Annotated in this window: 14 protein-coding genes; 9 read left to right on the top strand and 5 right to left on the bottom strand. The window is 71.1% G+C overall.

The features are described from left to right. Positions 1 to 18: 18 nt before the first annotated feature. Entirely contained in the window at positions 19 to 1062 is a 1044-nt protein-coding gene (sepH, locus tag ACIBK6_RS20380) for a septation protein SepH (RefSeq protein ID WP_399052676.1), read from the bottom strand. Between the two features lie 498 nt (positions 1063 to 1560). Here sepH and ACIBK6_RS20375 point away from each other — a divergent pair, with 498 nt between their 5' ends. Continuing rightward, positions 1561 to 2529 (top strand): hypothetical protein, encoded by a 969-nt coding sequence (locus tag ACIBK6_RS20375; RefSeq protein WP_399052675.1) that lies wholly within the window; start codon positions 1561 to 1563, stop codon positions 2527 to 2529. Positions 2530 to 2539: 10 nt separating this feature from the next. Here ACIBK6_RS20375 and ACIBK6_RS20370 read toward each other — a convergent pair whose 3' ends face one another. Next, complete coding sequence (locus tag ACIBK6_RS20370; RefSeq protein ID WP_399052674.1) at positions 2540 to 3853, bottom strand: D-arabinono-1,4-lactone oxidase; 1314 nt, start codon at positions 3851 to 3853, stop codon at positions 2540 to 2542. Beyond that, on the bottom strand, positions 3819 to 5060 hold the full coding sequence (locus tag ACIBK6_RS20365) for an MFS transporter (RefSeq protein WP_399052673.1): 1242 nt from the start codon (positions 5058 to 5060) through the stop codon (positions 3819 to 3821). The genes ACIBK6_RS20370 and ACIBK6_RS20365 overlap by 35 nt, the downstream gene beginning before the upstream one ends. A 168-nt stretch (positions 5061 to 5228) precedes the next feature. Between ACIBK6_RS20365 and ACIBK6_RS20360 the strand changes: the two genes are divergently transcribed. After that, positions 5229 to 6386 carry a ferrochelatase gene (locus ACIBK6_RS20360; protein ID WP_399052672.1) on the top strand — a complete coding sequence of 386 codons (1158 nt, stop codon included), beginning with the start codon at positions 5229 to 5231 and terminating at the stop codon, positions 6384 to 6386. A 30-nt stretch (positions 6387 to 6416) separates the two neighbouring features. Next, complete coding sequence (locus tag ACIBK6_RS20355) at positions 6417 to 7217, top strand: inositol monophosphatase family protein (protein WP_399052671.1); 801 nt, start codon at positions 6417 to 6419, stop codon at positions 7215 to 7217. A 71-nt stretch (positions 7218 to 7288) separates the two neighbouring features. Here ACIBK6_RS20355 and ACIBK6_RS20350 read toward each other — a convergent pair whose 3' ends face one another. Continuing rightward, positions 7289 to 7462: a hypothetical protein gene (locus ACIBK6_RS20350; protein WP_399052670.1), complete on the bottom strand. Its 174-nt coding sequence runs from the start codon at positions 7460 to 7462 to the stop codon at positions 7289 to 7291. A gap of 346 nt (positions 7463 to 7808) precedes the next feature. On the opposite strand from ACIBK6_RS20350, the gene ACIBK6_RS20345 reads away from it, so the two are divergent. The 4 genes from ACIBK6_RS20345 (at position 7809) to ACIBK6_RS20330 (ending at position 11420) form a co-directional block, all read left to right on the top strand. Continuing rightward, a complete protein-coding gene (locus tag ACIBK6_RS20345; protein ID WP_399052669.1) occupies positions 7809 to 8462 on the top strand; it encodes a response regulator transcription factor in 654 nt (217 codons plus the stop codon). A gap of 5 nt (positions 8463 to 8467) precedes the next feature. After that, complete coding sequence (locus tag ACIBK6_RS20340) at positions 8468 to 9706, top strand: sensor histidine kinase (protein WP_399052667.1); 1239 nt, start codon at positions 8468 to 8470, stop codon at positions 9704 to 9706. Between the two features lie 393 nt (positions 9707 to 10099). Beyond that, a complete protein-coding gene (locus ACIBK6_RS20335; RefSeq protein WP_053725482.1) occupies positions 10100 to 10396 on the top strand; it encodes a DUF4193 domain-containing protein in 297 nt (98 codons plus the stop codon). Between the two features lie 10 nt (positions 10397 to 10406). Continuing rightward, the gene (locus ACIBK6_RS20330; protein ID WP_399052666.1) at positions 10407 to 11420 is read left to right on the top strand and encodes a hypothetical protein; all 1014 of its coding nucleotides are present in this window, start codon (positions 10407 to 10409) and stop codon (positions 11418 to 11420) included. A 27-nt stretch (positions 11421 to 11447) separates the two neighbouring features. On the opposite strand, the gene ACIBK6_RS20325 is transcribed toward ACIBK6_RS20330, so the two are convergent. Next, entirely contained in the window at positions 11448 to 11906 is a 459-nt protein-coding gene (locus ACIBK6_RS20325) for a DUF3093 domain-containing protein (RefSeq protein WP_399052665.1), read from the bottom strand. Between the two features lie 58 nt (positions 11907 to 11964). Between ACIBK6_RS20325 and ACIBK6_RS20320 the strand changes: the two genes are divergently transcribed. Continuing rightward, positions 11965 to 12549 carry a PaaI family thioesterase gene (locus ACIBK6_RS20320; RefSeq protein WP_399052664.1) on the top strand — a complete coding sequence of 195 codons (585 nt, stop codon included), beginning with the start codon at positions 11965 to 11967 and terminating at the stop codon, positions 12547 to 12549. After that, complete coding sequence (dut, locus tag ACIBK6_RS20315; RefSeq protein WP_399052663.1) at positions 12546 to 13079, top strand: dUTP diphosphatase; 534 nt, start codon at positions 12546 to 12548, stop codon at positions 13077 to 13079. Before ACIBK6_RS20320 ends, dut begins: the two co-directional genes overlap by 4 nt.

The raw sequence follows: 13079 nt of genomic DNA, 5'->3' as shown, positions 1-13079 counted from the left end.
GGCTCGATGCCGAAGTCGCTAGTCCTGCTTCTTCCTTCGGGTGCCGAACACGATCTCGTCCCAGCTCGGCACCGCGGCACGGCGTCCCGGACGGACCCCGTCCGCTTCGGCCTGGCGGTCGGTGGTGCCGGTGAGCCGGTCGCGGTGACCGGCCACGGTGCGCGGCATCAGCACGTCCGCGTACGCCGAACCCGCTCCCGCCGAAGCGGCCGGCGCGGGCGGCTCCTCGACCTCCGGCTCGGCGGCCGGTTGGGTCGCCGGCGGCTCGGGCGGGTTCGAGGGACGCTCCGGTACGACCATGTCGCCGCGGAAGCTCGGTACGGCTTCGAGCAGGCTGGTCAGCGAGTCGCTCTCGTCCGCGACCGGCTCGGGCGGCGGCGCGGGCCGCTCCAACTGCCGGTCCAGGGCGCGGTCCAGCGGCCGGTCCCGGGGCAGCCGGGCGATCCTCGGCACGAACGGGAAGCTCGGTTCGGGAACGGCGGTGATGGTGTCGTCGGACTCGCCGATCAGCGAGCGGGCCTCGTCGTCGACGGCCTGCACGAGTCGGCGCGGCGGGTCGTAGGTCCAGCTCGCGGAGTGCGGCTCGCCCGCGACCAGGTACACGAGCAGGACTTCCCAGGTGCCGTCGTCGCGGCGCCAGGAGTCCCACTGGACGCTCTCCTTGTCGGCGCCGCGCAGCAGCAGCCGCTCCTGCACCGCCTCGCCGAGCTGGGGGCCGGTGTTCTCGCCCGGACGCCGCACGGGGGTCTTCCGCGCCCGCTCCGCCATGAAGGCGCGCTCCGCGAGGACGGGGCCTTCGAAGCGGCGTACGCGGTCGACCGGAATGCCGGCGAACTGGGCGACCTCCTCGGCGGAGGCACCGGCTCGTATCCGCGCCTGGATGTCGCGCGGCCGGAGGTGGCTCTCCACCTCGATCTCGATCTGTCCGAGGCGGGCCCGGTCGTTGCGCACAGCGGCCCGGAGCCGCTCGTCGATCGGAAGCGTGTACTCCGTGCTGTCCGCAGCCTTGAGCACCAGTCGTGTGCCGTCGTTGGAGACGGCCACGACACGCAGTTCGGGCATGGGGACCTCCCGGGTGGTGCCTGCCGACGTCACGTGCGTCGCTGCTTCCGCTAGTCGAGTGTGGCCTGCCCGGGTGCAGCCTGCCACAACATTGCCGAGTTGCCCGGCGTGTCGGGCATGGGCCCTGGAACGCCGTTATGGCACGGTTACCTTTTCGCAACGCAGAGTGACCGGGCTGGTCACTCTGTGCAGCAGGCGCCCGTGCGGTGCCGCGGCGCCGCCGGTTCGAGTGCCGCTTTCGGCCCCCTCCCGCAGTCCCGGATACCCGTGTGGGACCCGGGGCCCAGGGCTCGCCACAGTACTCCATTCGGGCCACCTGGGTGGACCGGCGCGCCGCCGAAGTTCTCGCGGGGTACGGGAGTTGGACCCTCCCTGACGCGTCCATGCCTGCCCGGTACGTGTCCTGCTTCACACAATCCGCGGAAGCGGAACTATTCGCTTCGCTCAAATGTCCCTTCTCTGTGCAAGACGGACGAGAAGGGCGAACAGAGGCTGGGGATGGGTGACAAGCCGGACACCGGGACGGAAGAGAAGAAGCGCATCGATCTGAGCGTGCCGCAGGTGGCGGGCAGCGCGCTCGCCGCGGTCACCGCCGCGGTGCTCGCCTCCAAGCTGGGCGTGTACGGCACATTCCTCGGCGCCGGCGTGGTGAGCGTGGTCGCCACCTGCGGCGGCACCGTCTTCCAGCACTTCTTCAAGCGGACCGGCGAGCAGTTGCGCGAGGCGACCGTGCAGGCCAAGGTCGGCTCCCGCCAAGTGCCCGTGGTCTCCCCCTATAAGGGGGCGCGGGACGAGACCACCGTGCTGCCGCAGGCCGACGCGGATCCCACTCAGTTGCTCAAGGCCGCGGACCGTACCCAGTTGCTCAAAGCGGCGGACCGCACTCAGCTGCTCACGTCCGTCGACGAGACCCAGCTGCTGCGGTCCGGAGCCCGCCCCGCCCGGGAGTTCAACGAGGCGACCGTGCACGGCACCCGGCACCGCGGGTGGAAGCGGCCGGTGCTCGCGGCCGCCGTCGTCTTCGGGGTGTCGATGGGCGGCATCACGGCGTACGAGCTGATCTCGGGCGGCGCGGTCGGCGGCAACGGCAACGGCACCACTTTCCAGTCCGTGCTCACCGGCGGCGGCGAGAAGCGGACGCCGCCGGACAACGCGCCCTCGGACACCGGCGACCGGCACCGGCCGTCGCCCGGCAGCGACGCGTCGCCGGGGCCGGACCCGAGCAAGGGGGCGACCGGAGGCGGCTCCTCCGGGACCGGTTCCTCGCCGTCGCCGTCCCCCTCGAAGTCCCATGACACGGGCTCGGGTTCGACTTCCGGTTCCGGTTCCGGCTCGGGCGGTACGACACCGACCCCGACGCCCACGCCGTCCCATTCGACAGGCTCCAGTTCCGGTACCGATTCCGGGAGCGGCCCCGGCGGGCAGAGCAGCCCGGACGCGCGGACCGGGGGAACGCCCACTCCGTAGGACCGGACCCTCAGTCGCCCAGCACCCGCCGCAGATAGTCGTTCCCGAACCGCCGCTCCGGGTCGAGCCGGTCGCGCAGCGCGGTGAACTCGGCGAAGCGCGGATAGACCTCCGCGAAGTAACCGGCCTCGCGCGTATGCACCTTGCCCCAGTGCGGCCGTCCCGCGTGTGCGGTCATGATCCGCTCGACCGCGGTGAAGTACGCCTGGTACGGCGTGCCCTTGTACATGTGCACGGCTATGTACGCGGTTTCGCGGCCCGAGGCGGTGGAGAGCGCGATGTCGTCGGCGGGCGCGGTGCGCACCTCCACCGGGAAGCTCACCCGCAGTGGCGAGCGCTCCACCAGCGCCTTCACCTCGCGCAGCGCCCCCACGACGGCCTCGCGGGGCAGCGCGTACTCCATCTCCATGAACCGCACCCGGCGCGGGCTTGTGAAGACCTTGTACGGAATGTCGGTGTACGTGCGGGCGGAGAGCGCCCGGCTGGAGATCTTCGCGACCGAGGGGATCGTGGCGGGCACCGCCCGGCCCAGCGAACACACCACCTGGAAGAGCCCGTTGGACATGAACTCGTCCTCGATCCACCCGCTCAGCTTCCCGGGTGGAGCGGCGGGTCCCGTGCTGCGGTTGTTGCGCTTGGTGTTGCAGTTGCCGGTGTGCGGGAACCAGTAGAACTCGAAATGCTCGTTCTCCGCGAAAAGTTCCCCGAACTCCGAGGTGACCCTGTCGAAGGTCATCGGCTCCTCGCGGGCCCTGAGCAGGAAGATCGGCTCGACGGCGAAGGTGATCGCGGTGACCACGCCGAGCGCGCCGAGCCCGATCCGGGCCGCCGCGAAGACGTCGGGATTCTCCTTCTCGGAGCAGCTGAGCAGCGAGCCGTCGGCCGTCACCAGCTCAAGTGCCTTGATCTGGGCGGCGATCGAGGCCGAATCGCGGCCGGTGCCGTGCGTCCCGGTGCTTGTCGCACCCGCCACCGTCTGCTCCATGATGTCGCCCATGTTCGTGAGCGACAGGCCCTCCCTGGCCAGCACCGCGTTCAGCCGCTTCAGCGGCGTACCGGCCTCCACGGTGACGGTCAGCGCCGCGCGGTCGATGGCGCGGATACCGGTCAGCAGGTCGGGGCGTATGAGCACGCCGTCGGTGGCGGCGGCCGCGGTGAAGGAGTGGCCGGTGCCGACCGCCTTCACCTTCAGCCCGTCCTCGGCGGCCCGGCGCACGGCGTCCGCGAGTTCGGCCGCGGAGGCCGGGGAGACTTCCCTTATCGGGCGCGCGGTGACGTTCCCCGCCCAGTTACGCCAGGTGCTGCTGCCGTTCGCTCCGCTCATCTGCTTCGAGCCCCTCCCGATGCGGCACCGGCCTGCGAAGCCGGCGGTACCCCAGGAACGCCACCGCGGCCGCGAGCGTTCCCGCCACGACGGACACCAGGTACCCCGCCTCGGCGCCGGAGGCGTCCACCACCCAGCCGGCGGCGGAGGAACCGAGCGCCACACCGACCGCGAGCCCAGTGCTGGTCCAGGTCATGCCCTCGGTGAGCTTGCTGCGCGGTACGTGCTGTTCGACGAGGGCCATCGTCGTCACCATCGTCGGTGCTATGGACAGGCCCGCGACAAAGAGCGCCACGGCAAGGAACGGCAGGTTCCCGGCCAGTTGGAGCGGGATCATACTCACCGCCATCGCACAGACACCCACCAGCCACCTGCTCGACGCCGCCCCCTTGAGGCGCAGCAGCCCGAACACCGCTCCTGCTATGCAGGAGCCCAGCGCGTAGACGGCGAGCACCAGGCTGGCCATCGCCTTGTGGCCGCGCTCGTCGGCGAAGGCCACGGTGACCACGTCGACCGAGCCGAAGATGGCGCCGGTGGCGACGAAGGTGGCGACCAGGACCTGGAGTCCGCGGGAGCTCAGCGCGGAGCGGCCGGTGTGGTGCTCGCGCGGGTGCGGTACGGGTTCGGTGGCGCGCTGGGCGGTCAGCCAGAAGACGCCGGCCACCAGGAAGCAGGCCGCGATCAGGGGCCCCGCCTCGGCGAACCAGGCGGTGGAGAGCCCGATGGAGAGGATCGGCCCAAAGATGAAGCACAGCTCGTCGACGATCGACTCCCACGAGTACGCCGTGTGCAGGTTCTGGGTGTCGCCCCGGTAGATCTCGGCCCAGCGGGCCCGGACCATCGAGCCGACGCTCGGCACGCAGCCGGCGCCCGCAGCGAAGACGAACAAGGTCCAGTCGGGGGCGCCCTGCTGGGCGCAGACGAGGAGTCCCGCGACGGCCGCGACCGCGACCAGGGTGGCCGGGCGCAGCACCCGGCGCTGGCCGTGCCGGTCCACGAGCCGGGATATCTGGGGGCCGAGCACGGCGGCCGACATCGCGAGCGTCGCGGAGAGCGCGCCGGCCAGGCCGTAGCGGCCGGTGAGCTGGGAGACCATGGTCACGATGCCGATGCCCATCATCGACAGCGGCATCCGCCCGAAGAGGCCGGCGGCGGAGAACCCCTTGGTGCCGGGGGCGGCGAAGATCGCGCGATAGGGACTGGGCAACAGGGACTCCGGGATCCGGCGTGACGCGTGTAATTAATTCCTAAAGCGTACGATGCTGAAGTCGGCTGGCGCACCGCCTTTTCGTGCCCCGTTCCCGGGCTCCTTCCCCCGGCCCGGTCCACCGGCTCGGTGCACCGCTTGTCAGTGCCTGATGGCAGGATCGGAACCATGTCCGAACTGCGCGATCCAGCTTCCGGAGCAGCCGAGGCCGCCGCTCCGTACGACGCCCTGCTGCTGCTCTCCTTCGGCGGCCCCGAAGGCCCCGACGACGTGGTCCCGTTCCTGGAAAACGTGACGCGCGGCCGCGGCATTCCGAAGGAGCGGCTCAAGGAGGTGGGGCAGCACTACTTCCTGTTCGGCGGGGTGAGCCCCATCAACGAGCAGAACCGCGCGCTGCTCGACGCGCTCCGCAAGGACTTCGCCGAGCACAGCCTGGACCTGCCGGTCTACTGGGGCAACCGGAACTGGGCGCCCTACCTGACCGACACCCTGCGCGAGATGGTCGCCGACGGCCGCCGCCGCATCGCGGTCCTCGCCACCAGCGCGTACGCCTCGTACTCGGGCTGCCGGCAGTACCGCGAGAACCTGGCGGACGCGCTCGCGACGCTGGCGGCCGAAGGGCTCGAACTGCCCAGGGTCGACAAGCTGCGGCACTACTTCAACCACCCCGGTTTCGTCCGCCCCATGATCGACGGCGTCCTGGAGTCGCTCGCCGCTCTGCCCGAGGACGTCCGCGCGGGCGCCCACCTCGCCTTCACCACGCACTCCATCCCGGAGGCGGCGGCCGACACCTCGGGGCCCGTCGAAGAGCACGGCGACGGCGGCGCCTACGTACGCGAACACCTCGACGTGGCGCGGGTCGTCGCCGACGCGGTGCGCGAGCGGACCGGCGTCGAGCGGCCCTGGCGGCTCGTCTACCAGTCCCGCTCCGGCGCCCCGCACATCCCCTGGCTGGAACCCGACATCTGCGAGCACCTGGAGACGCTGCACGGCGAGGGCGCCCAAGCCGTCGTCATGGTCCCCATCGGCTTCGTGTCCGACCACATGGAAGTCCTGTACGACCTCGACACGGAGGCCACCGCCAAGGCCGCCGAGCTCGGTCTGCCGGTGGCCCGCTCCGCCACCGTCGGCGCCGACCCGCGCTTCGCGGCGGCCGTGCGCGACCTCGTCCTGGAGCGGGCCGCGACCGAGCGCGGACTGCCCGCCGAGCGGTGCGCCCTGGGCGCGCTCGGCCCCTCGCACGACCTGTGCGCCGTCGGCTGCTGCCCGGCCGCCCGCGGCGGCACCAAGCCCGCGGCAGCGGGCGCCGACAGCCCGTACGCATAGCCGACAGCGCGCACGCACAAGGGAGCGACCATGACCGACCCTCTCCACCGCGAACTGCTCGGCCTCGCCCTGGAGGCCGCGCGGCGGGCCGGCGAGCTGCTGCGCGACGGCCGCCCGGCCGACCTCGGCGTCGCGGCCACCAAGTCGAGCCCCATCGACGTGGTGACCGAGATGGACATCGCCGCCGAGAAGCTGATCACCGGCTACCTCGCCGAGCACCGTCCGCACGACGGCTTCCTCGGCGAGGAGGGCGCGTCCAGCGAGGGCACCAGCGGCGTGCGCTGGGTCATCGACCCGCTCGACGGAACCGTCAACTACCTTTACGGGCTGCCCACTTGGGCCGTCTCCATCGCCGCCGAACAGGACGGCGAGCGGGTGGCGGGCGTGGTCGCGGCCCCGATGCGCGGCGAGACGTACCACGCCGTCCTCGGCGGCGGCGCCTTCCTGGGCGAGCGCCCGCTGCGCTGCCGCCCGCCGGCCCCGCTGTCCCAGTCCCTGGTGGCGACCGGATTCGGCTACGTCCAGTCCGTACGCGCCCACCAGGCGGACGTGGCCCAGCGGTTGATCCCGCGGTTCCGCGACATCCGCCGCGGCGGCTCGGCGGCCATCGACCTGTGCGACGTGGCCGCCGGCCGGCTCGACGCGTACTACGAGCGCGGCCTCAACCCCTGGGACCTGGCGGCCGGCGACCTCATCGCCCGCGAGGCCGGGGCGCTCACCGGCGGCCGCCCCGGCACGCCCGCCTCCGGGGAGCTGACGATCGCCGCGTCCCCGGAGCTCTTCGGCCCGCTCCAGTCGCTCCTGGAGCAGTACGGTGCCTGGCACGACTGAGCTGCGCGGCCCCCGGGCATGACGAAACCCCGGCGCCGTCCCGTGGCGCCGGGGTTTCCTGGTGGGTGGGGTCAGCAGTGCGCTACGGCTACCTCGACACCGTGCTCGGCGGCCAGACGATGGAGATCGTCCAGCTCTGCCTGCTCGACGTCGGCGAGGAAGTCGTCGCCGCTCTCGCGCGCCCGTGTGAGGTCGGTTTCCGTGGTCCTTATGCGCTGCAGCAGCCCTGCGGTGAAAGCGTCCATGGTGCGCCCCCTCGTCGTGGGTCGGTGGCACGGGGGTGTGCCGACGGTGGGTTGCGATCACGACGTGAAGATGTGGCATGCCACATACAGGGCGTGATCGCGGGGTGTGCAGTCGTCCTCCCCACACCCACTCTCAAAGAAACCTCAACTGCCGCGGCAATCCCGCCTATTCCCGCTCCGGCCGCCGTTCGTAGCCGGAAACCGCAGGTGGGGTGCCGCCCCTGGGTCCGGCATCGTCTTACCGCCGGTTTATGGGCGTAAGGGGCAGGATGGAAGCTCACAGTCACTGGTTCAGTGCCGAGATCTGCCCGCGGACGACGCGGGTCCCTAGGGAAGGAAATGCGCCGTGCGCGTACTCGTCGTCGAGGACGAGCAGCTGCTCGCCGATGCGGTGGCCACCGGACTGCGCCGGGAGGCGATGGCCGTCGACGTCGTGTACGACGGCGCGGCGGCCCTGGAGCGGATCGGCGTGAACGACTACGACGTCGTGGTGCTCGACCGGGACCTCCCGCTGGTCCACGGCGACGACGTCTGCCGCAAGATCGTCGAGCTGGGCATGCCCACCCGGGTCCTGATGCTGACCGCCGCCGGAGACGTCAGCGACCGCGTCGAGGGCCTGGAGATCGGCGCGGACGACTATCTGCCCAAGCCCTTCGCCTTCACCGAGCTGACCGCCCGGGTCCGCGCGCTCGGCCGGCGCACCACCGTCCCGCTGCCGCCCATCCTGGAGCGGGCCGGCATCAAGCTCGACCCCAACCGCCGGGAGGTCTTCCGCGAGGGCAAGGAGATCCAGCTCGCGCCGAAGGAGTTCGCGGTCCTGGAGGTCCTCATGCGCAGCGAAGGCGCCGTCGTCTCGGCCGAGCAGCTCCTGGAGAAGGCCTGGGACGAGAACACCGACCCGTTCACCAACGTGGTGCGCGTGACCGTCATGACGCTGCGGCGCAAGCTCGGCGAGCCCCCGGTGATCGTCACCGTGCCGGGCTCCGGCTACCGGATCTGACGGCGATGGCCGCCACTCCCGCCCCGCCGGCGGCGCCGCCCAAGCCGACCTGGGCCCCCAAGAGCGCCGAACCGCCCTTCCCCTGGCTGCGCCCGACCATCCGGATACGCCTCACGCTGCTCTACGGCGGCATGTTCATGATCGCGGGGATACTGCTCCTGTCGATCATCTACCTGCTGGCCGCGCAGGCCCTGCACGCGGGCAGCGCCCCCTTCAAGATCGTGGCGGGTGACAACGTCACGCTGTCCAGCAGCGGCTGCCAGCTCCCGGCTCGCGGCACCTCGCAGGACTTCAACGACGCGATCAGCGCCTGCATGGCCCACCAGCGTCAGCAGGCCCTGGACAACCTCCTGAGCCGCTCCCTGCTCGCGCTCGTCGGCCTCAGCGTCATCGCCTTCGCCTTCGGGTACGCGATGGCCGGCCGGGTGCTCTCGCCGCTCGGCCGGATCACCCGCACCGCCCGCCGGGTGGCCGGTACGGACCTGAGCCGAAGGATCGAGCTGGACGGCCCCGACGACGAGCTCAAGGAGCTCTCCGACACCTTCGACGAGATGCTGGACCGCCTGGAGCGGTCCTTCACCGCCCAGCAGCGGTTCGTCGCCAACGCCTCGCACGAGCTGCGCACCCCGCTGGCGATCAACCGCACGCTGCTCGAAGTACACCTCTCCGACCCCGGCGCCCCGGTGGAGCTCCAGCAGCTAGGCAAGACGCTGCTCGCCACCAACGAGCGCAGCGAGCAGCTCGTCGAGGGCCTGCTGCTGCTCGCCCGCAGCGACAACGAGATCATCGACCGCAAGCCGGTCGACCTCGCCGAGGTCGCCTCCCGCGCCATCGACCAGGCCAGGAGCGAGGCCGAGACCAAGGGCGTGGAGATCAAGGGGGAGCGGGCACCCGCGGTCGTCCAGGGCAACGGCGTCCTGCTGGAGCGCATCGCGCTGAACCTGGTCCAGAACGCGGTCCGCTACAACGTCCCCGAGGGCGGCTGGGTCGAAGTGGTCACCGAGCTCAGGGACGGCCATGCGACGCTGCTGGTGTCGAACACGGGGCCAGTGGTTCCCGCGTACGAGATCGACAACATCTTCGAGCCGTTCCGGCGGCTGCGCACCGAGCGCACCGGCAGCGACAAGGGGGTCGGCCTCGGCCTTTCCATCGCCCGGTCGGTCGCGCGGGCTCACGGAGGCCGTATCATCGCGGAGCCCCGCGAAGGCGGCGGCCTCGTGATGCGTGTCACCCTGCCGGTCTGAGACGCTGCTCGAAGCTGTTTCGGCAGTTCGCTTTGCGCGGAATTTTCGGGACCCGTTCCCAGGAGTTTCGTGTGTGATCAGTCACAAAGGCAAACTTCCGGCCACCTACTCTCCGTGATCGGTGAATCCCCTGGAATCCCGGTAAAAGTCCGGGTTTCCGGGGGGTGAGATCACGGGAAGTACACGGGGTGGCACTCGTGAAGTGCGACATGAGGACCGTGTACGGTCCCGATCGCCATCCAAGACGATCACTCTTGAGGAGTGCGGTTGGGTGTCGATTGAGTAACAGACCTTGATGTGAGGCAAAATCTCCGCCTCAGGTCGGGCACAAGTCCGGCCTCTCACGCGTTACGTGCGCTGAGACACCGCAACCACCCAGAGGGGGAGAGCGACATGGCAACGGACTACGACACCCCACGCAAGACCGACGACGACGTCGATTCCGACAGCCTTGAAGAGCTGAAGGCCCGGCGTAACGACAAGTCCACCTCGACTGTCGACGTCGACGAGTACGAGGCCGCCGAAGGCATGGAACTGCCCGGCGCGGACCTCTCCAACGAAGAGCTCGCCGTTCGCGTCCTGCCCAAGCAGGCCGACGAGTTCACCTGCATGAGCTGCTTCCTCGTGCACCACCGCAGCCAGCTGGCCCGGGAGAAGAACGGTCAGCCGATCTGCCGCGACTGCGACTGAGCAGGCCGGCGTGGCAGGCGCGAAACCGCCCCGGAAGCGACCGTTCCGGACGAAGGGTGCCCCGGGTTCCACCGAGGCACCACAGGGCGGCACAGGCCCGGCAGAAGGCGTTGAAGCCCCCGCCGAGCCGGCCGGCCTCCCTGCGGTGAGCGCTGCCGACGGTGCACGTGACGCCGGGCGGGGCCAACAGGCCTCGCTCGAAGCAGCCGTCACGGCAGCCGGTACGGGGGAAGAAGAGGCGGGGCCCGCGGCCGGGGCCCGACGCCTGGACGCCCTGCGCAAGGGCGCTCTCGACAAGGGCGTACCCGCCCTGAAGAAGAGCGTTCCGGTGCTCAAGAAGGGCGTACGCAAGGGCGGCGAGGGCATCAAGGCCTCGCTCGGCCACCTTGCCGACCGGATCATCGATGTCGCCCCCCGCATTCCCGTGCGGGACCTGGCGACGCTGCGCGCGCACTTCCCGGGCCTCGGCCCGGAGGAGATCGCCGACAAGCTGATCGCGGGCGCGGCCAACGGCACATCCACGGTCGGCGCGGGCATCGGCGCGGCCGCCATGCTGCCCGTTCCGCCCGCGATGCCCGCGGAGCTGGCCGCAGAGGTCACCGGGGTCGCCGTGATCGAGCTGAAGCTCATCGCCGAGCTGCACGAGGTCTACGGAATGCGGCCGCCCGGCACCCTCAAACAGCGCTCGATGGCGTATCTGACCTCGTGGACCGAGGAGCGCGGCATCGACGTCACCAAGCCGACGACGCTCAACTTCGCGCTCGGCGGCCAGCTGAAGCGCGAGCTGCGCCAGCAGATCATGAAGCGCACGTTCCGCAACCTGCCGAACCTGACGCCGTTCATGGTCGGCGCGGCCGTCGGCGCCGTGATGAACCGCCGCGACACCAAGAAGCTCGCCGCGCACATCAGGAAGGACCTGCGCAACCACCAGGTGCCCTGGGACGCGCTGCCCGAGCTCCCCGCCCTGGAGCAGCCGGACAACCCGCTGCCGCCGGGGAAGGACCCCAGGGAACTCGGCCGCTGAAGGCCGGGCCCCGCACGGGCGGAAGGCTCAGGCGGTACGGACCGCGTTGAGCGCCGTCTTCAGCGCCTCGGGGTCGCGGGTCGAGAGGTAGACGTACGGAGTCGGGTCCGCCGGGTCCGTGATCTGCACCTTCACCGCCGTCGGGATGTACGCCCGCAGCAGCATGAACGCGCGCGGATCGGCCTTGTGCAGCCGCCAGGCCCGCGCCTCCTCGGCGTCCAGGACCTCGGGCTCGCCCAGCGCCCGCACCGGAATCCGGGCCTCCCCGGCGACCAGGGTGTCCGCGAGCACCCGGATCCGTACCGAACCGTACGAACTCACCACCACCCAGGACACCGCAGTGCCGCCCACCAGACCGGCCAGCATCGGCAGCGTGCCCACCGGCAGCAGCATCAGCGCGCAGGCGACGCCGACCAGCCCGGAGATGAACCACCAGGAGCGGGGTGCGGTGAGGCGTTCTGCGTACTGCGGGGCGTTGGGCTGCATGAAACCTAGCTTGGCACGGCGCGACCTGCGGCTTGGACCGCGGGTAAGGTCTGCGGCTGTGACTGCTACATCTGCGTCCCTGACGCCCCCGCCCGACGCCCTGGCGCCGGTGCGGCACCCCGAGGCGCCGGCGCCCGGCGAGCTGCTCGGTGCGCACTACGGGCACTGCTTCGGCTGCGGCGACGGACAGCCCCACGGCCTGCACCTGGCGGCGCGGGCCGGCCAGGGCGTCACCGTAACCGCCGAGTTCACCGTGCGGGAGGCGCACCAGGGCGCCCCGGGTCTCGCGCACGGCGGGGTGCTGGCAACCGCGCTCGACGAGACGCTCGGCTCGCTGAACTGGCTGCTGAGGGTGATCGCGGTGACCGGCCGGCTTGAGACAGATTTTGCCCGCCCGGTCCCGGTCGGAACGGTGCTGCATCTGGCGGCCGAGGTCACCGCGGTGGCCGGCCGCAAGATCTACTCCCGGGCCACCGGCCGCATCGGCGGCCCCGAGGGGCCCGTGGCGGTCCGGGCCCAGGCCCTCTTCATCGAGGTGAAGGTGGACCACTTCATCGACAACGGACGCCCGGCCGAGATCCAGGCCGCCATGTCCGACCCCGACCAGCTCAGGCGCGCTCGCGCCTTCGAGGTGAACCCGTGACGCGTGAACCCGTAGACGTCCTCATCCGCCGTGTCGACCCGGAGGTGCCGATTCCGGCGTACGGCCATCCCGGCGACGCCGGAGCCGATCTAGTCACCACCGAGGCCGCCGAGCTCGCCCCGGGCGAGCGGGCCGTCCTGGCGACCGGCGTCTCCATCGCGCTGCCCGACGGGTACGCGGCCTTCGTGCACCCCCGTTCGGGCCTCGCCGCCCGGTGCGGTGTCGCCCTGGTGAATGCCCCGGGGACGGTGGATGCCGGGTACCGTGGAGAGATCAAGGTGATCGTGGTCAACCTCGACCCGCGCGAGAGCGTGCGGTTCGAGCGTTTCGACCGCATTGCCCAACTGGTCGTCCAGCAGGTCGAGAAGGTGCGCTTCCACGAGGTGGCGGAGCTTCCCGGCTCGGCGCGGGCCGAGGGGGGCTTCGGGTCCACCGGCGGTCATGCCGCCGTGGACGGTTCGGCCGCCAGTGGCGGCACAACGGGTGGGAATCGATACGCTTCGGTCGTATCCGACCGGGAAGGACAGTGA

The organism is Streptomyces sp. NPDC050485 (genome assembly GCF_044458185.1).
Classification (GTDB): domain Bacteria; phylum Actinomycetota; class Actinomycetes; order Streptomycetales; family Streptomycetaceae; genus Streptomyces.
The sequence above is the reverse complement of the archived record's forward strand: the minus strand, read 5'-3'. Positions and strand labels throughout refer to the sequence as shown.